Source organism: Streptomyces sp. NPDC008079 (genome assembly GCF_042957385.1).
Taxonomy (GTDB): domain Bacteria; phylum Actinomycetota; class Actinomycetes; order Streptomycetales; family Streptomycetaceae; genus Actinacidiphila.
Genome location: NZ_JBIBIC010000010.1, coordinates 228,104 through 251,076 on the forward strand (window position 1 = coordinate 228,104; position 22,973 = coordinate 251,076).

The window sequence follows — 22,973 nt, forward strand, 5'->3', positions numbered from 1 at the left end:
TGCGTCGTCACCGCATCCCACGATCGTCCGGACGATCCTTCGAAACTACCACCGCTAGTTTTCGGGCGGCAGGCTCTACTATGTGCCGCATGGCCCGCCCCCGCAAGCCCCTGCTCAGTCGCGACCGGATCGTCGCGGCGGCCCTCGCCCTCATCGACGAGGAGGGTCTGGCGGCCCTGTCCACCCGGCGGCTCGCGGCCGAACTGGGCGTGAGCGGGCCCTCCCTCTACAACCACTTCGCCACCAAGGAAGCCATCCTCGACGCGGCGGCCGACACCGTCGTCACCCAGGTCGACCTGTCGATGTTCGGTGACGGCAGGGACTGGCGGCAGGCGCTGCTCGACTGGGGCCGCTCCTATCGCGCCGCCCTCACCGACCACCCGCACATCGTGCCGTTCCTCGCCGTCGGGCCCGGCCTGCGGCCCGCCGGGCTCCGGATGGCCGACGCCGTCTTCGGCGGCATGGTCGAGGCGGGCTGGCCGCCCGCCCACGCCACCCGGATCGGCGCCCTCATGCGCTACTTCGTCACCGGCTCCGCGCTCGGCTCCTTCGCGGGCGGCTTCGTCGGCGACGCGGACGTCTACGACCCCGCCGACTATCCGCACCTCGGCCAGGCCCACCTCCTCGCCAAGCACCAGCGGCAGATCGACAGCGGCGCCTTCGAGACGGGGCTGCGCGCGCTGATCGACGGTCTGGCCGTGCAGTTCGAGGCTCTCGCGGGCCCGGGAACCGCCCCGGCGTGAGCCCCGGCGCGGGTGGCCTCCCGGCGGGAAATCCGGGGGCGGACCGGCCGCGCCTGCTGACAGGATGGCGCCATGTCAGAACCGGTCCCGCAGGGCCCCGAGCCCGACTTCGTCCAGGTCAACTACCGCAAATACGACGGCACTCTGCACTGGAATCTGCGGATGCGGCGGCTCGGCGAGGACGAGCACGGCGTATGGCTCGGCCTCCCCGGCTTCGGCCTGGTGCGCAAGGGCCACAACCCCCACGTCCCGATCCCCGAGGCGCACATCATCCTCTTCCCGCGCGACGCCTGGTGGACGGCGACCTTCAACGCCGCGCCCCGCCGCACCGAGATCTACTGCGACATCACCACCCCGCCGCGGTGGCCGTCCCCCGCCGAGGTCACCATGGTCGACCTCGACCTGGACGTCCTGCTCAAGCGCGGCGCCGAACTGCCGATCCTGGTCGACGAGGACGAATTCGCCGAGCACCAGGTGCGGTACGGCTACCCCGCCGATGTGATCGGCGCCGCCGAATCCGCCGCCGCGTGGCTGATGACGGCGGTGGCGGAGGGCACCGGTCCCTTCGACGGCACCCACCGGCACTGGCTGGCGATGGTCGACGGCGCGCAGGCGTAGGCGTACGCGTAGACGTCCGCCTAGACGTACGCCCAGGGACGCGCCCGCTGACAGCGGCGGGTGCGCGGTCCCGCGGGAATCCGGCCCGACCGACCGGTCAGAAGACCACCAGCGCCCGGCCGCCGCGCCCGGCGGTCATCGCCTCGAAGGCCGCCGGGATGCCGTCGAGCGTGATGCGGTCGGTGACCATGGCGGACAGGTCGAGGCGGCCCGCCCGTACGTGCTCGGCGAGCACCGGCAGATCCACGGCCGGGTCGCAGTTTCCGTACACGCAGCCGGAGAGCGTGCGGCCGAAGTAGAAGAGTTCCAGCGCGGTGAAGGTGACCTGCTGGTCCTGGCCGCCGATGCCGACCACTGTCGTACGGCCGCCGCGGCGCGTGGAGGACCAGGCGGTGCGGATGGTGTCGGCGCGGCCCACGCACTCGATGGCCGCGTCGGCGCCGAAGCCGTCGGTGAGCTTGCGGATCCGCTTGGCCGTATCGTCCCCGGAGACGACGAAGTCGGTGGCGCCGGCCGCCCGCGCCAGCTCCTCCTTGGCGGGCGCGACATCGACCGCGATGATCCGCTCGGCGCCCGCGATCCGCGCCGACTGGAGCACGGCGAGCCCCACGCCGCCGACCCCGTAGACGGCGACGCTCTCGCCGGTACGGATCCGCGCCGAGTGGTGCACCGCGCCGTAGCCGGTGAGTACGGCGCAGCCGAGCAGCGCGGCGTCGGTGAGCGGGACGCCGTCGGGGAGCGGCAGGACCGCGCCCGCGGCGACCACGGTCTCCTCGGCGAAGACGGCGGTGCCCAGGCCCGGGTAGAGCGGGCTGCCGTCGGCGGCCAGCGTGGCGTACGGACTGGCGGCTGCCGTGGCGGAGTTGGCGCACAGCCAGGGCTCGGCGAGGCCGCAGAAGTGGCAGTCGCCGCAGGCTGGCGCCCAGTTGAGGACCACGCGGTCACCGGGGGCGAGATGGCCGACGCCGTCTCCGACCGACACCACCGTGCCCGCGCCCTCATGGCCGAGGACGGCGGGTACCGGCTGGCGCAGCGTCCCGTTGGACAGCGACAGGTCGGAGTGGCACACGCCCGCCGCCGCCAGCCGGACCCGGACCTGTCCGGGGCCGGGGTCGGGCAGCTCGATGTCGGCGACGGCCAGCGGCGCGTTGACGGCGGGCAGGACGGCTGCGCGTACCACGAGGTCTCCTGGGTGCGGGGCTGCGAGCGGATCCGGATGCGGACGGATGCGGTCGGGGGCTGACGGATGCGGACGGGTGCGGATGCGGGTGCGGACGAGCGGGCGTGAGCGGGGTGGGGCAACGGGCCGGTCGGACCGGGTCGGCCGGGGTGATCCCGGTCGACCGAGTCGGCCCGAACAGGTCGGGAGGGGCGGGCGGTTCGTGCGGTTCAGGCGGGTCGGGCGGTCCTGCGGTCCTGGGGTCCTGGGGTCAGAACTGGAGGGACTTGGTCTGGAGGTACTCCGCCAGCCCGTGCGCGCCCAGCTCGCGGCCGACTCCGGACTGCTTGTAACCGCCGAAGGGCGCCAGCGGGTTGAACCGGCCGCCGTTGATGTCGACCTGTCCGGTGTCCATCCGGCGGGCGAAGGCGACGGCCTCCGCGTCGTCGGCGCCCCAGACCGCGCCCGCGAGCCCGTACACCGTGCCATTGGCGATGCGCAGGGCGTCGTCCTCGTCCTCGTACCTGATCAGGGCGACGACCGGGCCGAAGATCTCCTCCTGGGCGATCGTCATACCGGGGTCGACGTCGGCGAAGACGGTGGGGCGTACGTAGTAGCCGGTCTCCAGTCCGTCCGGCGCGTCGGGGCCGCCGACGACGATCCGCGCGCCTTCCGCGGCGCCGCGCCGGATGTAGCCGCGCACCCGCTCGCGCTGCTTGGCGTTGACGACCGGGCCGAGCCGTTCGCCGGGTACGTACTTGGCGGCTGCCGCGGTGGCCGCCTCGACGGCTTCGTCGTAGCGCGCGGAGTCGACGAGGATCCGGGTCCAGGCGCTGCATGTCTGGCCGGAGTTGGCGAAGACGTTGGCGATGCCGACGTTGACGGCGCGGGCGAGGTCGGCGCCGGGGAGGATGACGTTCGCGGACTTTCCGCCCAGTTCGAGCGCGACGCGCTTGACGGCCGCGCCCGCGGTGGCGCCGATCTGCCGTCCGACCGCAGTGGAACCGGTGAAGGAGACCATGTCCACGCCGGGGTGCTCGGCGAGCGCCTGTCCGGCGACCGGGCCGAGGCCGGTGACCAAGTTGAAGACTCCGGCGGGGAGCCCGGCCTCGTCGAGGATCGCGGCGAAGAGCTGGGCGACCAGCGGGGTGTCCTCCGCGGGCTTGAGCACCACGGTGCAGCCCGCGGCCAGCGCGGGGGCGGCCTTGGCGACGACCTGGTGCAGCGGGTAGTTCCACGGGGTGATCGCGCCGACGACGCCGACCGGCTCCTGGAACACCCGTGAGTTGCCGACCTGTTCCTCGAAGCCGTACCCGGCGGCGAGCGCGGCGAAGCTGCCCATGACGGCGGTGGGCATGTCGGTGTGGACGGCGGCGGCGAAGGCGGGCGGGGCGCCCAGCTCGGCGGCGACGGTCGCGGCGATCTCCTCGCGGCGCGCCGCCATCAGGTCGCGTACCGCGCCGAGTATCGCGCCGCGTTCCGCGGGCGGGGTGGCCGCCCAGCCGGGCAGGGCGGCGCGCGCGGCGCGTACGGCCTCGTCCACGTCCTCCGCGGTGCCCGCGGGCACCTGTCCGATGACCTTCTCGGTCACCGGGTTGACGACGTCGATCCGGCCGCCGCCCGCGGCGGGGCGCCACTTCCCGCCGATGTACTGGGCGTCGCGCGATGTCACCAGGTCCTGTGCGCCCTCTGCCGTACCGTCCACCGTTGCTGCCCTCCGGGGTCACCGCTCTGCGTCCGACGCCCAAACTAGCGCCGTTAGTTTTTTGTGGCCAGGGTGTGTCGCGTGCCGTCAGTCACGTCGCGCCGGGAACACCCGACGACCCGGGCTCCGCGCGGGGCCGGGCCGGGCCCGTGACGTCCGGCCGCCCTCCCCGGGCGACCCGCGCCCAGGGGTCCCGTGCCCCGCTGTCCGGGTGTCACACCACTCGGCGGCGCCGTGTCACCCGGCCGTGTCACGGGCGCGGCGCGGGTCAGCGGACGGCCTCCATCCGTATCGGGAATCCGTTGAGCAGGGCCGTGCCGGAGAGCGGGTCGAGCCGCGTGCCGTCGAGCAACTGATTGACGTTGACGCCCGGCTCGCGGGCCGCCTCGGTCAGCCGGGTGCCCTCGCGGTCGTGACCCCAGCCGTGCGGCACGCTGACCACTCCGGGGCGCAGCGCGTCGGTGATCTCGACGGCCGCGGTGATCTCCCCGCCGTCGCCCTTGATCAGGGCGAGCGCCCCGTCGGCCAGCCCGAGCCGGGCCGCGTCGACGGGGTGTATCTGCGCCGTGCAGCGGTTGGTGCCGCCGGTGAGCGCGGGCACATTGTGCATCCAGGAGTTGTTGGACCGCAGATGGCGGCGCCCGATGAGGACCAGCCCTTCGCCGTCCGCGCCGCGCGTCACCGCGGCCCGCAGCCGCGGCAGATCGGCGGCAACGGCCTCGGGCGCCAGCTCGACCGTGCCGGACGGTGTCCGCAGCACCTCGGGCACGCGCGGGCGCAGCGGGCCGAGGTCGATGCCGTGCGGCCGGTCCAGGACCCTCGCCAGGGTGAGGCCGTCGGGGTCGGCGCCGAAGCCGTCGCCGTACGGGCCGAGGCGCAGCATCATGTCGAGCCGCCGCTCGTATCCGGTGCTCCCGCCGAGCGCGGCGGACAGCTCCGCGACGTCCCGGCCGTGGACCGGCGAGTGCGGGTCGCCGGTCTCGGCGGTGAGCTTGCGGACCACCGCCTGTTCGTCCACGAGCGCGGGGTCGGCTCCCTGCTCCCGGGTCTGTCCCAGGACGGCGAGGATCAGCCGGGCGTGGATCTCCGGTTCGTCCAGCAGTCCGTCCTCCAGCGGCACCGCGGGCGGGCTGTAGCGGACGGTGTTGCGGACCGCGAGCGTGCTGAAGGCGAAGTCGTAGTGCGCGCTCTGCGCGGGCGGGGGCGGCGGCAGCACCACATCGGCGTGGCGCGAGGTCTCGTTGAGGTACGGATCGACGCTGACCATGAAGTCCAGGCCGTCCAGGGCGCGGTCGAGCCGCAGGCCGTCGGGGGCGGACAGCACCGGGTTGGCCGCGACCACGACGAGGGCGCGCAGGCGGCCGTCCCCGGGAGTGTCGATCTCCTCGGCGAGGGCGGCGGCGGGCAGTTCGCCCTTGACCTCGGGGTGTCCCGAGACCCGGCTGTGCCAGCGGCCGACACGGAATCCCTTGCCGGGGCCGGGCGGTCGGGGTGCCCGCGCGGTGGCCGCGAGCGGGAACATGGCGCCGCCCGGCCGGTCCAGATTGCCGGTCAGCGCGTTGAGCACGTCGACCGCCCAGCTCGCCAGGGTGCCGAATTCCACGGCGGTGCTGCCGAGCCGCCCGTAGACCACGGCGCGCTCGGCCGCCGCCAACTCGCGTGCCAGGGCCCGGATGTCGTCGGCCGGGATGTCGCAATACGCGGCGACCGCCTCCGGCGCGAAATCCGTCACCAGGTCGCGTACTTCGGCCACGGCGCTGAGCCACGGGGTCAGTTCGCCGGGGTCCGCGAGCCCTTCGGCGAACAGTGTCCTGACCATGGCGAGCAGCAGGGCCGCGTCGGTGCCGGGCCTGGGCGCCACATGGCGGTCGGCGGCGCGGGCGGTCCTGGTGCGGTGCGGGTCGATGACGACGAGTCTGCCGCCGCGCCGCCGCAGCGCCTTGAGCTTGCCGGGGAAGTCGGCGGCGGTGGCCAGACTGCCGTTGGACACCAGCGGGTTCGCGCCGATGAGCAGCAGATGGTCGGTGCGGTCCAGGTCGGGCACCGGGATCGCGTTCGGGTCGCCGAAGAGGTAGCCGCAGGACACGTGCTTGGGCATCTGGTCGAGCGTGCTCGCGGTGAAGACGCGGCGGGTGCGCAGCGCGCCGATGAGCTGCGCGGGGTAGAGGCCGCCCGCCATCGTGTGCACATTGGGGTTGCCGAGGACGACGCCGACCGCGTCACCGCCGTGCGCGCCGGTGACCGCGCCGATCCCGGCGGCGACGGCCGCGTACGCCTCGTCCCACGTCGCCTCGGTCAGCCGGCCCTCGCGGCGCACCAGGGGGCGCCGCAGCCGGTCGGGGTCGGAGTCGAGCGCGCCGAAAGCGGCGCCCTTGGGGCAGATGAAGCCCGCGCTGAACACGTCGTCCCGGTCGCCGCGGGCATGCGTCACCCGTCCGTCGTCGACGGACAGCGTGAGGCCGCAGGTGGCCTCGCAGAGCGGACAGATGCGCAGGGCGGTTCGGGTCATCGGGGACTCCCCTGGACGGGCGGCGACGTTGGCGCGCGGTCGTCTTCGACATTACCCGGCGGTACTGACAACGACCCCTGGAGCGGGCATCGGGCCCTCGCGAGGGCGGGTGCGGGAGATCCGGGAAGGGGCGGGGAGGCCAGGGGACCTGGGGGCCTGGGGGCCTGGGAGGTCAGTCCAGGACGGTCGCGAGATAGGCCCGGATCAGCTCCTTCGTCTCGGAGATCACCCCGGGGTCGCCCGACGGGTCGGTGCGGAAGGCGAGTTGCAGCGCGGCGTCCGCCGTCTCGACGGCGATCACCAGGGCCAGCCGCAGCCGGGGTTCCGAGGGGTCGACCGAGAGCCGTTCCCCGAGCAGCGCGGGCAGCCGGTCGGCGAGGTCGTGGTTGGTCTCGCCCGGCACGCCGAAGTCGACCAGCGCGAAACCGGGCGCGGTGCGCTTCATGGCGGTGTACTCGTCGACCAGGATGTTGACTGCCGTGCGCCAGTCGGGGTCGGTGCCGGGCTCCGCGAGACGCGCGGCCGTACGGTCGAGGAATTCGTCGAGGTTGCGGTGGGCGAGGGCGTCCGCGAGGGCGCGCTTGTCGGAGAAGAAACGGTAGACCGACCCGATGGGGACGCCCGCGCGGGCGGCGACGGCGCGGGTGCTGAGACGCTCGTAACCGCCCTCGTCCAACAGCCGGGCGCAGGCGTCGAGGATGCGTTCCAGGCGTTCGGTGCTGCGCTGCTGCACCGGTGCGCGGCGCAGTCCGCTGTCGGCGCCCACGGCCCGTGGCACGGCTCCCTCAGCCCTTCGCGGCGAGCGCGTCGAAGAGCTTGCGCAGGTCGGCGAGGGCTTCCGCCAGGGCGGCCGGCGGGTCGTCGGCCCTGACGATCGCCATCGCGCTCTCGCTGAGTCCGCCGTAGAGCATCGACGTCAGCGGGTCGGCGGGGCGCTGCGAGATCGCGCCCGCCTTGATGGCGTACTTCACGCCGCGCAGGGTGAGTTGGCGGCAGTTGACGCCGAGGTCGCGCATCGCCTCCCAGCCGAGCGCGCCCGGAGCGTCGAAGAGCGTGATGCGCTGGACCTCGGGGTCCAAGGACGCCTCCAGATAGGCGCGGCTGCCCTCGTAGACCGCCTCCCACGGGTCGGCGACCTGGAGATACGCGGTCGAGATCCGGTGGGCGAGACGTTCCTGCTCGCGGGTGTAGACGGCGCTGAAGAGCTGCCTCTTGCCGGAGAAGTGGTGGTACAGGGCGCCTTTGGTGACACCCGCCCGCTCGCAGACCGCGTCCAGCGAGGTGGCCGCGTAGCCCTCGGCGGCGAACAGCGCGCGGGCCGCGGTGAGCAGGTCCTCGACGGTGGCGTCCGACCGCTCGCGCTGCGTGGGGCGTGCCGCCGCCCTGCGGGCCGGGACGGTGCCCGTCCCGCTTCCGGTGCCTGTGCGCGGTGCTGCCACGGCGGCGCCCTCCTGTCGTTCGCGATGCCCTCCCCACCCTAGGGCCTGCCCACTCTTGACACGCACATACCTTCGGTATGTATTTTCATACCGTCAGTATGTACTCCCAGTATGTTTCTCGCTGCCAAGGCAAGGACGGCCCATGTCCTCCCCCGCTTCCACCCTCCCCGCACCGCCCGGCTCAGGACGGACCCCGGACGTCAGACCGGGGCGCGTCCTGCTGCTCAGCGCGGGCGCCACCTTCATCGCGTTCCTCGACGCCACCGTGGTCAACGTCGCTTTCCCCGACCTGGCCGAGAGCTTCCCCGCCGACCGCGTGTCCGACCTGTCGTGGGTCGTGAGCAGCTACGCGGTGCTCTTCGCCGCGCTGCTCACCCCCGCGGGACGGATAGCCGACGCCTTCGGCCGCAAGCGCGTCTTCCTGCTGTCGCTCACCGGCTTCACGGTCGCCTCCGCCTTGTGCGCCGCCGCGCCCGGCCTGCCCTGGCTGATCGCCGCCCGCGCCCTCCAGGGCGCCGCCGCGGCCGGGATGATCCCGGCCGCGCTCGGGCTGCTGCTCGCCACCACGCCCCCGCCGGGCTCGCGGCGGCGATCGGCGTCTGGGGCGCCGCGGGCTCGATGGCCAGCGCCGCCGGGCCGAGCCTGGGCGGTCTGCTGGTCGACGCCTTCGGCTGGCGCTCCGTTTTCCTCATCAATGTGCCGGTGGGCATCCTCCTGGTGGCCGCGGGACTGCGCGGCCTGCCGGAACGCGTCGGCGCGGAACGGCGGTTGCCCGACCCGCTGGGCACGCTCGCCGTCACCCTGGGCATCGGCCTGCTGGTGCTCGGCCTCAGCAAGGGCAGCGACTGGGGCTGGGCGTCCGCGGCCACTGTGGGCAGCACATTGTGCGGCGCGGCACTGCTCGTCGTGGCGCTCGTCCGTTCCACGCACCAGGTGACGCCCGCCGTCGAGACCGGCCTGTTCCGCGACCGCGCCTTCGCCGTCGCCTCCGCCGCAGCCGCTTTCGCCGGGGCCGCGCTCTTCGCCTGGATGCTCTGCGGACCGCTGTTCCTCACCACCGTGTGGCACTACTCGGTCCTCAAGGCGGGCTTCGCCCTCACACCCGGCGCGCTCACCTCCGCGGTGGCCGCCCTGGTGGTCGGCAAGCGCGCCCGGCCGCACCATCTGCCCGCCGTCGTGGCCGTGTCCATGGCCGCCTTCGCCGCGGTGAGCGTCTGGACCTGGTGCCAACTCGGCGCCGACACCCGTTTCCTGGCGCTGTGGCTGCCCATGGGCCTGATCGGCGGCGCCGCCTTCGGGGCCACGCTCACCGCCCTGTCCACCGCCGCCGCGACATCGCTGCCGCCCCGGCAGTTCGCCTCGGGCGTCGGCATGACCACCACCGCGCGGCAGTTGGGCGGCGCGCTCGGCGTCGCCGCGACCGCCTCGGTCATCGCCGCCCACGGCCTGGACGGGACGCGGGCGTTCCGCGAGGTGTTCCTCGTCTGCGCCGCGCTTGCCGCCGTCGCCGCCGTGGTCGGCCTCGGCCTGACCCGCACCCTTGCCAAGGAGTCCTGAGATGACGCAGTACGGCGACGCCGTTCCCGTTCCCCTCCCCGATCCCGATCCCGATCCCGCTCAGAGTCCCGTCCCCGCTCCCGGTCCCGATCCCGTCCGCAGCGCGGTCAGCGCCTTCTCCGCCACCTATGCGGCCGATCACCCGGCGGAGGCCGCCGACCCCCACTGCCTGTCACCCGAGGAGAGCGACCGGCTGCTGCGCGGCGCGCCCTGGAAGCGCTTCGCGGTCGTCGGCGACAGCATCGCCGAGGGCCTGGGCGACCCCGTGCCCGGCTACCGCACCGTGCCCTGGGCCGACCGCACCGCGGAGGCCCTGCGCCGGGTCGTGCCGGAGCTGACGTATCTCAACCTCGGCATGCGCGGTCTCACCGCGGGCCAGGTACGCGCCGACCAGGCCGAGCGCGCCGCGCGCTTCGCGCCCGACCTGGTCGCGATCGTCTGCGGCGGCAACGACCTGCTGCTGCCCGGCTTCTCCCCCGAGGTGCTGGAGAAGGAGCTCGACCTGCTCTTCTCCCGGCTGGCCGCGCCCGGCAGGACCCTGTTCGCGTACGCGCTGGTGAATGTCGCGGCAGCCGTGCCGGAACTGCGCGGCGGCCCGCTGGAGAGCGGCGTCGCCGTCCTCAATCAGGTGACCCGGACGGTCGCGGAGCGCTACGGCGCGGTGGTCGTCGAGATGTACGACCATCCCGCCGTCGCCGACCGCGACCTGTACAGCGCCGACCTGGTGCACGCCTCGGCGCGCGGCCACGCGGTCTCGGCCGCGGCCACCGTCCGGGCCCTGGCAGCGGAGTTTTCCACAGGCTCGGGCTGAGGGTTGCCGCCGTGATTCCTATGGTTCAGCATAGGAATCACGGACGAGACCCCACCGGGAGCAGACCATGAACGCCACGAACGCCGTGAACGGGCCGGGCGGCGCCGACGCCGAGGACGGCAAGGACCTGCCGTACTCCTCGGGCTTCGGCAACGAGCACAGCAGCGAAGCCGTGGCGGGCGCGCTCCCGGAGGGGCGCAACTCACCGCAGCGCGCCCCCTTCGGGCTCTACGCGGAACAGCTCAGCGGCACCGCGTTCACCGAGCCGCGCGCCCGCAACCGACGGAGCTGGCTCTACCGGATCAGGCCCTCGGCCGCCCATCCGCCCTTCCGCCGGGTCCCCAACGGCCAGGTGCGCAGCGCCCCGTTCCTCGACGTGGAGCCCGACCCCAACCGGCTGCGCTGGGGCCCGCTGCCGATGCCGCAGGAGCCGACGGATTTCGTGACCGGCCTGGTCACGGTCGGTGGCAACGGCGATGTGCTGCGCCGTGAGGGCATCGGCATCCACTGGTACGCGGCCAACCTCTCGATGCACGACCGGGTGTTCTCCTCCTCGGACGGCGAGTTCCTGATCGTGCCGCAGCGGGGCGCCCTGCTGCTGCGGACCGAGTTGGGGCTGATCCGCGCCGATCCGGGCGAGGTCGCGCTGATCCCGCGCGGCGTCCGCTTCCGCGTCGAGCTGCCGGACGGCACGGCGAGCGGCTACGTCTGCGAGAACTACGGCCAGCCCTTCCAGCTCCCCGAGTTGGGCCCGATCGGTGCGAACGGACTCGCCAACGCGCGGGACTTCCGCGCCCCGGTCGCCGCCTACGAGGACCGGGACGAGCAGACGGAGGTGGTCAACAAATTCGGCGGCAATCTCTGGGCCGCGGTCTACGACCACTCGCCGCTCGACGTGGTCGCCTGGCACGGCAGCCATGTGCCGTACGTGTACGACCTGCACCGCTTCAACGTGCTGGGGTCGCTCAGCTACGACCACCCCGACCCGTCGATCTTCACGGTGCTCACCTCGCCCTCGGACACGCCGGGGCTCGCGGGCGCGGACTTCGTGGTCTTCGCCCCCCGCTGGCTGGTCGGCGAGGACACCTTCAGGCCGCCGTACTTCCACCGCAATGTGATGACCGAGTTCATGGGCCTGATCGAGGGGGCGTACGACGCGAAGGCCGAGGGCTTCGTGCCCGGCGGCGCCTCGCTGCACAACATGATGTCGGCGCACGGACCTGACCGGGCCACCTTCGACAAGGCGAGCGCCGCCGAACTGGCGCCGCAGCGCGTGGACGACGGGCTGGCGTTCATGTTCGAGACCCGTTGGCCGGTCGTGCCCACCGAGTTCGCGCTGAACGGGAGGCACCGGCAGGGGGGCTACGACCGGGTGTGGGAGGGGCTTGCGAGAAACTTCCGGCCGTGACGTCCTTCGCCCCCGACTCCCTCGTCCTGAACCGCAAGCTGCCGCTGTGGTACCAGGTCTCGCAGTCGTTGCGCGCCTCGATACTGGGCCGCCACGCGCAGGTCCCGCTGCGGCTGCCCACCGAGGACGAGTTGGCCGGGCACTACGGGGTGAGCGTCCTCACCATGCGGCAGGCGCTCAAGGAGCTGGAGGACGAGGGCCTGATCAGCCGGCACCGCAGGCGTGGCACCTTCATCGAGCCGACGGCGCTGCGCGGGGCGCCGGTGAAGCTGCTCGGCTCGGTGGACGCGATCGTGGCGCAGCAGTCCGGCGGCCGTACGGCGGTGCTGCGCTACGGTTCCGAGCCGCTGCCGCCGGGGGCCGCCGAGCACTTCCCCGACCTCGACCGGGCCATGGCCTACCGCAGGCTGCGCTGCGACGAGAGCGGTGAGCCCACCAACTGGGCGGAGAATTTCGTACGTCCGGAACTCGGCGCCCGGATCGACCTCGCCGACCTGGAGCGGTGGCCGATGACGAAGGTGCTGCGGGACGTGCTCGGCGTGCGGATCAGCCGGATCACCGACACCGTGGAGGCGCGGCTGGCCGATCCCGAGACGGCGCGGCTGCTGCAAGTGCCGCTGCTGAGCCCGATATTGCACTACACCGGGGTGACCTACGACGAGTCGGGCCGGGCGGTGGACGTGGTGCGCATCCATTACCGGGGTGACCGCTTCTCGTTCACGGTGACGATGGAGGCGCCCTGAGGGTCGTCAGTAGCATGCGTGCGGTGAGCAATGACGCGCCTTTGCTGCACGACGTGATGCCGTGGTCCGTACGCCCGTTGCGGATCGGCCGCGGCTGGCCGATGGCCGCGGAGCCTTCCTGTCTGCGTGCCCGGTGGGCGCTGTTCACCGGCACCGCGGACCAGGACGCCCGGTCGGCGCTGCTGCATCCGACGCGGGCCAGGAATCTGCACACGCCCGTCGCGCAGTTGCCGGGCCACCGCACCCCGACCACCGCGCTGGCCGGCGAGACCGGTCGCTGCCCCGAGCCGGTGCGGGTGCAGCACGGCCCGTACGACCGGCAGTGGCTGATACCCGACCACCGGCTGATCGACGTGGCGCGGGCCGAGATATGGCGGACGGCCGACGACCGGCAGGTCTTCGCACTGGAACAGGCGTATCAGGCGCGGCCCGCGTCAGTGGCGGAGTCCGGGGCGCCGGAGCCCGCTGTGGTGTTCTGCGCGCTCCTGCCCGACGGGCGCTCCCCTGCCGGGCGGCCGGGCTGGATACGGCCGCTGTTCCGGCAGCCGGGCGGCCGGGACCCCAACATCGCGCCGGGGCTGACCGCCCTGCTCTCCGCGCGGCTGGGCACCGAGGTCGCCGCCGCGGACGTGCTGGCCTGGATCGGCGCGGCGGCGCGGCCGAGCCCCGGCGGCGCCCTCGTACCGCTGCCCCGTGATCCCGCGCTCTGGCAGGAGGGGCTGGCGCTCGGGCGCCGGACGCTGTGGCTCCAGACCCACGGGGCGCGGTTCGCCGATGCCGCCGAGGGACGCGACGCCGGTCGGCTCCGGCTGCCCGGAGGAAGCCGCCCTTACGTCCGCTCGCCGCTGCCGGACACCCCGGCCGCCGGGGAGTTGTCGTACGACCCGGACGAGCGGGCGCTGCTGATCGGTGACGGCCGGATCTCGCCGGTCTCACCGGCCGCCTGGGAGGTCACCGCGGGTGGGGTGCGGGTGATCGAGGCGTGGTTCGAGCGGCGTACGGCGCCGGGTGCGCCGGGGACCCTGGAGGCGCTGCGACCCGCCGCGTGGACGCGGGCCACCACGTCGGAACTGCTGGAACTGATCAGTGTGCTGACGCTGCTGGCCGGTCTGCGCGCGGACCGCGAGGGTCTGGCGCGCCGCCTGGCGGTGCGCGGCGAGACGGTCACGACGGCCGAACTGCGGGCCGGCGGCGTACTGCCGGTGCCCGCCGCCAGGCGCAGGCCCGCCTCCGTGCTGGAACACCACGAGGAAGGGCCGGACGGGCAGTTCGCCCTGCTGTGACCAGCCGTTGTGACCAGCCGTGCCGTGAACGACACTGCCGTAAGCGGTCCTGCTGCGGCCGGGTGAAGGGTGTCCGCGCGACCTGGTGTCGCGGCGGACCGTCCGGTGGGGAGGGACGGCCGCGGCGGGCACACACCGAAGCGCCGCGCGAAGCAGCGCCGAGCCGGGACGGTGTGGCCGCCGGACGATCCGAGCACCTGGCCGGTCCGCGGCCCCGACCGAGGTCAGGGGACGGCGGGACCTGGGAGTCCGAGTCCTGGGAGAGGGCGGAGCGGACTCAGCCTCGGTTGCCGAACAGCGATCTCCGCAGCCGTCGCAGCGGCGCGAAGAGCGACACCCTCGCACCGCGGTTGGCCTTGGTGTGCACGGTGTTGCGCGAGGTCAGCTCCTGCATCAGCACAGTCGCTTCCTCTGTGTCGCGCTGGGGCAGGGCAGGCCCGGCCAGTATCGCGAGGTGCCGGTCGAGGCGCGCACTGGACGCGCCTGTACCGCAGTTGATGGCAGGCACTCGTGGCCTGCTGTGCATCGCTATCTGTTCCATTACTCTCCCCACCCTTACGAGGGCACCCGGCTCGGGCAGGCTAACCCTATCGCCCCGCCACGTCACGTGCGCATCCTGGACTCTTTCGCGACGCCGTATTCACCTTCTCCTCAAGGGCGTTGACATTCCAAGGGCATGTGCCCAGCTCGGCCGCCCGATCGGCGGCGACCGCTGTGACCTGGCAACAGTGCCGTTCCCGTGGGTCTCCCCCGCCGCCCCGCCGGGGACACCCACGAGCGTGGACGTACGCTTGTACGAGAAGTTCAAGCCGCCCGGCACCTCGCTCGCCAAATACTGACAAGACGGTATGAATCCACCAACGGCGTGGTGGGAGGCCCGGCATGGAAAAAGACTGGGCGAATCGGGCCCGCGTGCCGGATCATGGGCCGCATGTCCGCGACACCCAGTGAACCGAGGAGGCAAGTGCCGCCCACCACCGGAACCGGCAAGGGACCGGCCGCCAAGCCGACCGCCGCCACCGCCCCGCACCAGGCACTCCCCGTCCATCTGCGACTGGACGACAGCGACTCCCCGTCCGATGTCGTGGACGCCCTCTTCCTGGGCCGGTTCACCTCGGGCGAGCAGCCGTTCTCGCGCGGCGCCTCGCTGGAGAATGTGAAGTCCGGCCTCACACTGCTGCCGCCGGACGCGGTGGTACTGCGCCAGGCCCGCGACAAGGACCGCAGCGCCACCCTCGCCGAGGGCGACGGCTGGACCGTCCTCATCTCCCGCTGGAACCGGGGCGCCGACGTCACCGTGGCCGCCGTCACGGACGAACTGGCCGAGCAGGTGCTGAAGTCCTCCGTCGACGACGCCGAGGACGAGCCGGAGCCGCAGCCCGAGAACGTCACCATGGGCTTCTGGTACGTCTCGCCGCGCCGCGGACCGCACCGCACCACCCGGCAGATCTCCGCCGCCACGTGGGAGGAGCTGCGCGGGAACTACACCGCGCCGGTCGCCGACTCGATGGACGGCCTGATGAAGCTCACGGCCGACGACATCACCGGCCGCCTGCTGCTGCTCCACGGCCCGCCCGGCACCGGCAAGACCTCGGCGCTGCGCACTCTGGCCCGGTCCTGGCGCGACTGGTGCCAGGTCGACTGCGTGCTCGACCCCGAGCGGCTCTTCAACGACGTCGGCTATCTGATGGACATCGCCATCGGCGAGGACGACGGCACGGCGGGCGGTCGCTGGCGGCTCCTGCTGCTGGAGGACTGCGACGAGCTGATCCGGGGCCAGGCCAAGCACCAGACCGGCCAGGCGCTGTCCCGGCTGCTCAATCTCACGGACGGGCTGCTCGGCCAGGGCCGCAATGTGCTGGTCGGCATCACCACCAACGAGGATCTGGAACGCCTGCACCCCGCGGTGGTCCGGCCGGGCCGCTGCCTGGCCAGGATCGAGGTCGGCCCGCTGACCCGTGACGAGGCCGTCAACTGGCTGGGCACTCCCGAGGGCATCGGCCGCGAAGGCGCCACCCTCGCCGAGCTGTACGCGCTCCGCCGCGGCAGCACGGCCGCCCTGCCCGTCCCCGCCCAGGCGTCGGACGGCCTCTACCTCTAGCAGCTCCGGCGGTTTCCCCGCCCCGGACGCCGCCAAGGCCGATGAGGCGTCCGGGAACCGCGCGGCCCGCGGGTGAGAAGACGCACAAGGAGACGCGCGAGTGCCGGACGCCGCCTTGGAGACGTCCGCTGTTGTCATGACTCCGACAGCACCGACGCCATCGTGGCCCGAGTGGCGGAGGAACTCGCGGCAACGCCCGGCGAACGCTCCGAGCAGACGGTGTACGCGGCGGGCGGTCTCGCCATGGCCGTCCGTACCGCGTCGGCCTGGGCGGCGAGCGAACCCGGCCGCGCGGCGGCTGCCCAGCCGATCGTCCAGCACCGACCGGCCGCCACGGCGTCGGCCCGCGGCCTCACGCTGCCGCCCGCCGCACTGCCCGCCCAGTTCCTCGACCACGGCACCGGCTACCTGATCGCCGCCGCCGTACTGCGCGCGCTCACCGACCGGCTCACCGCGGGCACCGGCGCCGGATGCCGTCTGCGTCTGGCCCTCGCCACCACGGCCGCCTGGCTCCTCGACGGCATCCCGGCGACCGATCCTCCACCACCTGCGGACCATCGCGATCACTCCCCCCGTCTCGCCGAAGCCGACTCCCCCATGGGCCGACTCCGTTACGCACTCCCGCCGATGCACTACGACGGCTCCCCCACCACCTGGTCACGCCCGCCCGGCCCCCCGGCCGCCGACCCGCCACGCTGGCGCCCCTCCGAGAGCGAGAACCTCCGGGGTCCGGGCTCTAGGTCTCGTCGACGGCGCGCAGCGCCTCGTCCACCGCGGCCCGCGCGGCGTCCCGGTCGAGCCCGAGGCGGCGCGTGCGTGCCACGTACTCCGCCGCCGCGGCGGCCACTTCCCGTGCGCGGGCGTCGGCTGCGGCGATGTAGGTGCCGTGCCTGCCGCGGGTCTCGATCACCCCGTCGGCCTCCAGCGCGCGGTACGCCTTGGCGACCGTGTTGGCCGCAAGCCCCAACTGCTCGGCGAGTCCCCGTACGGTGGGCAGCTTGTAGCCGACCGGAAGGCGTCCCTCGCGGGCCTCTTCCGCGATCTGCCCGCGCAGTTGCTCGTACGGGGCGGTGGCCGCGTCCGCGTCTACGGTGATCTTCAGGCTCATATCCGGGATCCTGGCACAGCGGACGGCGGCAGCGGCACCGCTCGGCCGCTGCCGGCCGGGTCGTAGGCGATCGGGTCCCCGCTCTCGTGCAGGTGGAGCAGGAACGGCTGCCCGCCCCGGTAGGCGTCGATGCCCGCTCGGCAGTACGCGACCATGTCGTCGGGCAGGGCGTCCAGCGGGTACCAGCCCAGCTCGGAGCACTTGTCGGGCTCGCGGTTGACGGGCTCGCCACCGCTGCCGTATTCGGCCGTGAAGAACCAGCCGATCCTGGCCGCGCCGTCCGGTGCGCGGTGCTGCATGACCAGGGCGACCGCCAGCTCCTCCGACGCCAACTCGATGCCGATCTCCTCGCGGGCCTCGCGGATCATGCCGCTTCTGACGTCCTCGCCGTCCTCCAGGTGTCCGGACGGCGCGTTCAGCAGACCGTCCGCGTAGCCGGTGCCCGAGCGGCGGGCGAGCAGCACCTCGTCGCCGCGGAGCAGCAGCAGATGGACGTCGACGATCTCCTTGTGCCGTTGGGGCGCGGGCGGCCGGAGCACCGCCGCGTACCGCTCGTCCTCGACCTCACGGCCCCACAACGCGGCGTCGTGCCCGAGCTGTTCGATCACCAGTCGGCCGCCGAGCGGTGCGGTCAGCTGGACGAGTTCCGCGGCCCCGATGCCGACCGGGCTGATCGCGCCCCAGCGTCCTTCGACCAGTACGAGCCTGCCGCCCGGCCGCAACAACCCCACCCAGTGCCGCAGTACGGCCGCCGGATCCGGCAGGGTCCACAGCACGTGCCGGACGAGGACGACGTCGAATCCGGCAGGGTCGACCGGCGGCCGGGCGGCGTCGCCGACCAGCACCCGCGCCCCCGTACCCGTCAGCTTCTCCTCGGCCCGCGCGACCATCTTTGTCGATGAGTCGACAGCGGTGATCCGGTGTCCCGCCTCGGCCGCGAGCAACGCGAGGCTTCCCGTGCCGCAGCCGAGGTCGAGCACGTCGGACGGCGTCCCGGGCAGCCACGAGCGCAGCCGTATGGCCCAGGCGTCCCTGACCCTCGGGTCGCGCAGGCCGTGGTCGGGCTCGTCGTCGAAGCGGTCGGCTTCGCCGTCCCAGAAGTCGCGGTTGTCCGTCTCGGTGCTCATGGGAAAAGCCTGCCACCCACCACTGACAATGGCCCCTCAGACCCCGCCCAGCCTGCGATAACGCGCTCTGCGGGCGGCTGTTCGCCGCTCGGGGTCCATCGCGCGGAGGTCCGCGAGACGCGCGCCGAGGACGTGGGCGAGACGAGTGAGGAAGGCGTCCGGGTCGTCGGCGGCGTCCGGGTCCTCCGGGACGACGGCGTCCGCGATGCCGTGGGCGAGCAGCGCGGCCGAGCCGATGCCCTGCTGTTCGGCGAGTTCGACGGCGCGGTCCGTCGTGCGGTGGAGGATCGCGGAGGCGCCTTCGGGCGGGAGCGGGGACAGCCAGGCGTGCCGGGCGACGAGCACCTGATCGGCGGGCAGCAGAGCGAGCGCGCCGCCGCCCGCCCCTTGGCCGAGGAGCAGGCACAGCGTGGGCGCGGGGAGTGTGACGAGGTCGGCGAGGCTGCGGGCGATCTCGGCGGCGAGACCGCCTTCCTCCGCCTCGCGGGAGAGCGCGGCGCCCGCCGTGTCGACAACGGTGAGGAGGGGCAGGCCGAGTTCGGCGGCGATCCGCATCCCGCGCCGTGCCTCGCGCAGCCCGGCGGGTCCCAGCGGCGCGGGTCCGGCTTCCGCGGGGCGGCGGTCGTGGCCGAGCACCACGCACGGCGAGGGTCCGAAGCGGGCGAGTGCCAGCAGCAGACCGGGGTCGCGCTCTCCCGCGCCGGTGCCGCTCAGCGGTGTCACATCGGTGGCACGGGCCAACAGGTCGTGCAGTCCGGGGCGTTCGGGTCGGCGGCTGCGGCGCAGCGAGTCGGCGGTGTCGGCGGTGTCGGCGGGAAGTGACGCGCTCGTGGGAAGCGACGCGTCCACGGGTAGCGGCGTGTCCTCTCCTTGTCCTCTCTCTTCCTGCCCTGCGGGCGCGGGCGGAGATAGGAGTGCGGGCGGAGATACGAGGGCGGGCGTGGACACGGACGGAGGCGCGGGCACGTGCCGGGGCGTGGTCAGGGGCCGGTGCGAGAGCGGGCCCTGCTCGCCGCAGAGCACGTCGAGCGCCGTGGCCGCCGCCGCGGCGAGCGCGCCCGCGGGCAGCACCGCGTCGATCAGACCGTGGGCGAGCAGATTCTCGGAGGTCTGCACTCCGGCGGGGAACTCCTCGCCGTAGAGCGCCAGGTGCACCCGTGGTCCCAGGAAGCCGATGAGCGCGCCGGGTTCCGCCGAGGTGACATGGCCGAGCGATCCCCAGGACGCGAGCACCCCGCCGGTCGTGGGGTGCCGCAGGTGGACCAGGTAAGGGAGTCCGGCGGCTTTGTGGTCGGCGATGGCGGCGGTGACCTTGACCATCTGGAGGAAGGCGATGGTCCCTTCCTGCATGCGGGTGCCGCCGGAGGCGGGCGTGGCCAGCAGCGGGAGCCGTTCGCGGGTGGCGCGTTCGACCGCCGTGACCAGCCGGGTGCCCGCGGCGACTCCGATGGACCCGCCGAGGAAGCCGAACTCCCCTGCCATCAGCGCCACTCGGCGCCCCCGGATCCGCCCCTCCCCCGTCACCACCGACTCGTCCAGGCCGGTACGGGCGCGGGCGGCGAGCAGATCCGCCCGGTAGTCGCCCGCTTCGGGCAGGTCGGCCACGGTCACCGGTTCGTCCCAGCGGCGCCAGGTGCCGGGGTCGAGGACGGTCCCGATGATCCGGAGGGCGGTGGGCCGGCGGTCTGGGTCGCTCATGGCGCCACCCTGCCACGGCCGGTGCGGCCGGGCCGCGTTCTCCTCCGGCGGTCGGCCGCGTGCCGCGCTACCAGCTCGGACGGATGGGGCCGGTGGGCGCGAGGCGGACCAGTTCGTCGCGCAGCGCGAGCAGCCGCTCCTCGCCGAGGAGTTCGATCCAGGGCTGGACGGCTTCCGCGGCGGACTCCTCGGCGGCGCGGGTGCACCGCCACCCCTGCGGGGTGAGCACGACCAGCCGGGCCCGCGCGTCGTCGGGGTGCGGGCGGCGTTCGACGTATCCCTTGCGCTCCAGCTCGTCCACGATCTGACTGGCCGCCTGGCGGGTGACGCCGAGGTGTTCGGCGATCTCGGTGACGGTCGCGCCGGACGGGGCCAGCCGGGAGAAGACAAAGCCGTGCGTGGGGCGCAGGTCGGTGTAGCCGAGGGCCACGACGCCGTTGTGGATGTCCTCGACGAGCGAGCCGGTGGCGGCGAGGAGCGCCGCGCTCAGGCTCATGGCATCGGAATTCTTCACAGGAACACCTTGACACAGTGCGCAAGCTGCTTGAACATATAGGCAAGGAGCTTACGCAAGTTACTTGCCTAACACCGGAGGTTGTCATGCCTTTCATCACCGCGGCCGACGCCGTCGCACATGAGATCCACGGGGTGCGCTTCGTGTCCTACGCGGCGCCCGCACTCGGCAGCGAGGAACTGTGCGCCTGGCGCAGCGAGGTCCCGGCCGGGACGTCGGGACCTCCGCACACCATCACTCGCGAGGAGGTGTTCCTGGTCCTGTCCGGGTCGGTGGAGCTGTCCGTCGACGGGGAGACGCGCTCCCTGACACCGGGAGATGCCGCCATCGCACGGCCCGGCTCCTCCATAGGTCTGTCCAACCGCACGGAGGAGCCGGCCACCTTGTGGGTCACCACGAGCATCGGCCTGCAAGCCACGCTGGCCGACGGCTCGCGCATATCACCGCCATGGGCTAACTGAACGCCGACAGACAGGTGGTCGGGGTCGCGTGCGCCGGATCGAGCGCGTTCGCCGCCTCGTGGAAGGCGATGCGGTCGGTCAGGCCGATGGCCACATGCTCGGACACGTCGACCGGGCACAGGTTCTGGAGCACGACGTTGTGCACGTCGGGCCCGGACAGCGCCTGGGTCGTATACGGCGTGACGACCTCGTCGTAGATGGTCGAGATCACCGTGTAGTGCACGCCGGGCACGGTGTCGCCGCCCGCGTTCAGGTGCTGCTGGAAAGGCGATCCGGCCACCTGGTCGGCGAGTCCGGGGGTGATCCCGTGGAGCGCGTCGGCCGCGCCGGGGAAGTACGGAAGCAGCTTGGTGAGTCCGTCGAGCGTGGTCCCGTGGTTGTCGGGGGCCAGTGCGACCAGGGCGTTCACCTTCGCCGCGCCGCCGAGGAAGCGCAGGTAGTAACGCGGCATCATGCCGCCCTGCGAGTGCCCGACGATGTCGACCTTGGAGGTGCCGGAGGCGGCGAGCACCCGGTCGGTGAAGTCGGAGAGCTGCTGCGCCGAGTCCGCGATCGGACCGAGGCCGCCGATCAACGGCACGCCGGGCAGCATCCCGTAGTCGAACGAGTAGACGCAGTAGCCGCGCTGCACCAGGTAGGGGGCGAAGGCGAGCCAGTTGTCGGTGCCGTTGCCGAAGGTGCCGTGGACCAGGACGACAGGACGGGGGTGTTGGGCCGAGGGGCGGCAGGAGAAGTTGTTCCACCCGCTTGACGGTGCCGAGTTGGCAGATGCGGAGGCGGTGGCAGCGGGCGCCACAACCATCGCGGCAGCCAGCGAAAGCGCGGCCAAGAGCCGTCGCCAGGGCAGCCTCATGTGATCTCCTCGCAGTTCGGGAAAATGGACACACGCAGGCCCTGTGATCCGGATCACGAGGTTGCTGAACACCCGTTAAATTACGCGCGAGTAAGTACGGGCGGCTAGTTACGCGTGAGTAAAAAGTCGGCGCGTCGTTATCCGCCGGTCACAAAACCCACGACCCTCCACGGCGTCGCGGCGGAAGTGACGGCTTCCACCAGCGTCCGCGAGTAGGGCAGGCGGCGGGCGGACGTCGGCCACCGGAGTGACGACGGCCGAGCGGGCCGAGAACGGCGTCGCGACCGCCCCCGCCCGGGCGGCCAGGGGCGGGCCGAGCGGCCGCGGTCGAGCGGATGCAAAGGACATGCGTATCGACCGTACGACACCCCTCACGTGCAGTGATGGTGGTGCGCCGACTTGCCTTGTTCGAACGCGCGTGCGAATGTCGGGGGCATGGGTGCAGTGCTGGCGGCAGACGGTCGGGCGGGACACGGGACGGTCGCCGGACCGGGGTCCGTGTGGGGTCCGCTGCTGCCCGAAGGGCGGCTGCGGGCGGGCACGGTGACCGCTGTCGGCGGGGACAAGGGGCTGCTGCTGGCGTTGGCGGCGCAGGCGGTGGGACGGCGTCCCGGGGCCGGCTGGGCCGTGGTGGGGCTGCCGTCCTTGGGGGCGCTGGCCGCGCGGGACGCGGGTCTGGACGCCGGGGCGGGCCTGTGGGTGGACGCGCCGGGGGGCCGGTGGGCGCAGGTGGTGTCGTTGCTGGTGTCGACGGTGCCGGTGATCCTGCTCGGCGCGCCGGGGTCGGCGCCGGGGCGAGTGGTGCGACGGGTGGCAGGACAGGTGCGGGCCCACGGGGCCGTGTTGCTCGTGGCCGGTCCGTGGGACGGCGCCGATCTGCGGCTGCGGGTGACCGAGGCGCGGTGGGACGGGCTCGGTGCGGGCCACGGTGTGCTGCGTCATCGCCGCGTGGTGGTGGAGGTGTCCGGGCGCGGCGCCGCGGGCGGTGCCCCGCGCCGGGCGGAGCTGTTGCTGCCGGGCCCGACCGGGATGGCGATGCCCGTGGCGGAGCCCGAACCGGTCGCTCCGCCCGCGGATCAGGTGCGGGCCGGGGCCGCGCCGGGCCGGGGCCGGGCGCTGCGCGTGGTGGGGTGAAC

At 73.3% G+C, this 22,973-nt stretch carries 21 protein-coding genes and 1 pseudogene; 10 read left to right on the forward strand and 12 right to left on the reverse strand.

Going from position 1 to position 22,973, the window contains the following annotated elements; translation table 11 throughout:
* The first annotated feature begins 89 nt into the window (after positions 1 to 89).
* A complete protein-coding gene (locus ACFZAM_RS22275) occupies positions 90 to 743 on the forward strand; it encodes a TetR family transcriptional regulator (RefSeq protein WP_391048518.1) in 654 nt (217 codons plus the stop codon).
* Positions 744 to 815: 72 nt separating this feature from the next.
* Positions 816 to 1,361: a DUF402 domain-containing protein gene (locus ACFZAM_RS22280; protein ID WP_391048520.1), complete on the forward strand. Its 546-nt coding sequence runs from the start codon at positions 816 to 818 to the stop codon at positions 1,359 to 1,361.
* A gap of 97 nt (positions 1,362 to 1,458) precedes the next feature.
* Here the strand turns inward: ACFZAM_RS22280 and ACFZAM_RS22285 are convergent, their stop codons facing one another.
* The 5 genes from ACFZAM_RS22285 to ACFZAM_RS22305 form a co-directional block, all read right to left on the reverse strand.
* Positions 1,459 to 2,541, reverse strand: coding sequence for a zinc-binding dehydrogenase (locus ACFZAM_RS22285; protein ID WP_391048521.1), 1,083 nt, complete (start codon positions 2,539 to 2,541; stop codon positions 1,459 to 1,461).
* Between the two features lie 250 nt (positions 2,542 to 2,791).
* Positions 2,792 to 4,192: an aldehyde dehydrogenase family protein gene (locus tag ACFZAM_RS22290; RefSeq protein ID WP_355333606.1), complete on the reverse strand. Its 1,401-nt coding sequence runs from the start codon at positions 4,190 to 4,192 to the stop codon at positions 2,792 to 2,794.
* Between the two features lie 301 nt (positions 4,193 to 4,493).
* On the reverse strand, positions 4,494 to 6,734 hold the full coding sequence (locus ACFZAM_RS22295) for a molybdopterin-dependent oxidoreductase (protein WP_391048523.1): 2,241 nt from the start codon (positions 6,732 to 6,734) through the stop codon (positions 4,494 to 4,496).
* A 172-nt stretch (positions 6,735 to 6,906) separates the two neighbouring features.
* Entirely contained in the window at positions 6,907 to 7,512 is a 606-nt protein-coding gene (locus ACFZAM_RS22300) for a TetR/AcrR family transcriptional regulator (RefSeq protein WP_355333401.1), read from the reverse strand.
* 7 nt (positions 7,513 to 7,519) lie between these two features.
* Positions 7,520 to 8,173, reverse strand: a complete 654-nt coding sequence (locus ACFZAM_RS22305; RefSeq protein WP_391048525.1) for a TetR family transcriptional regulator — start codon at positions 8,171 to 8,173, stop codon at positions 7,520 to 7,522.
* Positions 8,174 to 8,315: 142 nt separating this feature from the next.
* Between ACFZAM_RS22305 and ACFZAM_RS22310 the strand changes: the two are divergent.
* The 5 genes and pseudogenes from ACFZAM_RS22310 (at position 8,316) to ACFZAM_RS22330 (ending at position 13,975) form a co-directional block, all read left to right on the forward strand.
* Positions 8,316 to 9,730: pseudogene (locus ACFZAM_RS22310) on the forward strand (DHA2 family efflux MFS transporter permease subunit).
* A 1-nt stretch (position 9,731) separates the two neighbouring features.
* Positions 9,732 to 10,541: a GDSL-type esterase/lipase family protein gene (locus tag ACFZAM_RS22315; RefSeq protein WP_391048527.1), complete on the forward strand. Its 810-nt coding sequence runs from the start codon at positions 9,732 to 9,734 to the stop codon at positions 10,539 to 10,541.
* A gap of 67 nt (positions 10,542 to 10,608) precedes the next feature.
* Positions 10,609 to 11,949 (forward strand): homogentisate 1,2-dioxygenase, encoded by a 1,341-nt coding sequence (gene hmgA, locus ACFZAM_RS22320; protein WP_355333410.1) that lies wholly within the window; start codon positions 10,609 to 10,611, stop codon positions 11,947 to 11,949.
* The gene (locus ACFZAM_RS22325; RefSeq protein ID WP_391048531.1) at positions 11,946 to 12,692 is read left to right on the forward strand and encodes a UTRA domain-containing protein; all 747 of its coding nucleotides are present in this window, start codon (positions 11,946 to 11,948) and stop codon (positions 12,690 to 12,692) included. Before hmgA ends, ACFZAM_RS22325 begins: the two co-directional genes overlap by 4 nt.
* A gap of 14 nt (positions 12,693 to 12,706) precedes the next feature.
* Positions 12,707 to 13,975, forward strand: a complete 1,269-nt coding sequence (locus ACFZAM_RS22330; protein ID WP_391048534.1) for a type ISP restriction/modification enzyme — start codon at positions 12,707 to 12,709, stop codon at positions 13,973 to 13,975.
* Positions 13,976 to 14,252: 277 nt separating this feature from the next.
* On the opposite strand, the gene ACFZAM_RS22335 is transcribed toward ACFZAM_RS22330, so the two are convergent.
* Entirely contained in the window at positions 14,253 to 14,516 is a 264-nt protein-coding gene (locus ACFZAM_RS22335) for a hypothetical protein (RefSeq protein ID WP_188283793.1), read from the reverse strand.
* Between the two features lie 390 nt (positions 14,517 to 14,906).
* Here ACFZAM_RS22335 and ACFZAM_RS22340 point away from each other — a divergent pair, with 390 nt between their 5' ends.
* Positions 14,907 to 16,076: a DUF5925 domain-containing protein gene (locus ACFZAM_RS22340; protein ID WP_355333418.1), complete on the forward strand. Its 1,170-nt coding sequence runs from the start codon at positions 14,907 to 14,909 to the stop codon at positions 16,074 to 16,076.
* Between the two features lie 134 nt (positions 16,077 to 16,210).
* Here ACFZAM_RS22340 and ACFZAM_RS22345 read toward each other — a convergent pair whose 3' ends face one another.
* From ACFZAM_RS22345 to ACFZAM_RS22365, 5 genes are all read right to left on the reverse strand, one after another.
* Complete coding sequence (locus ACFZAM_RS22345; RefSeq protein WP_391048538.1) at positions 16,211 to 16,477, reverse strand: hypothetical protein; 267 nt, start codon at positions 16,475 to 16,477, stop codon at positions 16,211 to 16,213.
* Positions 16,478 to 16,812: 335 nt separating this feature from the next.
* The gene (locus ACFZAM_RS22350; RefSeq protein ID WP_188283791.1) at positions 16,813 to 17,184 is read right to left on the reverse strand and encodes a GntR family transcriptional regulator; all 372 of its coding nucleotides are present in this window, start codon (positions 17,182 to 17,184) and stop codon (positions 16,813 to 16,815) included.
* Positions 17,181 to 18,311, reverse strand: a complete 1,131-nt coding sequence (locus ACFZAM_RS22355) for a methyltransferase domain-containing protein (RefSeq protein ID WP_391048541.1) — start codon at positions 18,309 to 18,311, stop codon at positions 17,181 to 17,183. The genes ACFZAM_RS22350 and ACFZAM_RS22355 overlap by 4 nt, the downstream gene beginning before the upstream one ends.
* Before the next feature lie 36 nt (positions 18,312 to 18,347).
* Positions 18,348 to 20,009: a carboxyl transferase domain-containing protein gene (locus tag ACFZAM_RS22360; RefSeq protein WP_391048543.1), complete on the reverse strand. Its 1,662-nt coding sequence runs from the start codon at positions 20,007 to 20,009 to the stop codon at positions 18,348 to 18,350.
* 67 nt (positions 20,010 to 20,076) lie between these two features.
* Complete coding sequence (locus ACFZAM_RS22365) at positions 20,077 to 20,523, reverse strand: MarR family transcriptional regulator (protein WP_355333428.1); 447 nt, start codon at positions 20,521 to 20,523, stop codon at positions 20,077 to 20,079.
* A gap of 86 nt (positions 20,524 to 20,609) precedes the next feature.
* Between ACFZAM_RS22365 and ACFZAM_RS22370 the strand changes: the two genes are divergently transcribed.
* Positions 20,610 to 20,984 carry a cupin domain-containing protein gene (locus ACFZAM_RS22370; protein WP_391048546.1) on the forward strand — a complete coding sequence of 125 codons (375 nt, stop codon included), beginning with the start codon at positions 20,610 to 20,612 and terminating at the stop codon, positions 20,982 to 20,984.
* On the opposite strand, the gene ACFZAM_RS22375 is transcribed toward ACFZAM_RS22370, so the two are convergent.
* Positions 20,977 to 21,837, reverse strand: a complete 861-nt coding sequence (locus ACFZAM_RS22375; protein WP_355333432.1) for an alpha/beta fold hydrolase — start codon at positions 21,835 to 21,837, stop codon at positions 20,977 to 20,979. The genes ACFZAM_RS22370 and ACFZAM_RS22375 overlap by 8 nt on opposite strands.
* 435 nt (positions 21,838 to 22,272) lie before the next feature.
* Between ACFZAM_RS22375 and ACFZAM_RS22380 the strand changes: the two genes are divergently transcribed.
* Positions 22,273 to 22,971, forward strand: a complete 699-nt coding sequence (locus ACFZAM_RS22380) for a hypothetical protein (protein ID WP_391048548.1) — start codon at positions 22,273 to 22,275, stop codon at positions 22,969 to 22,971.
* Positions 22,972 to 22,973: the final 2 nt, after the last annotated feature.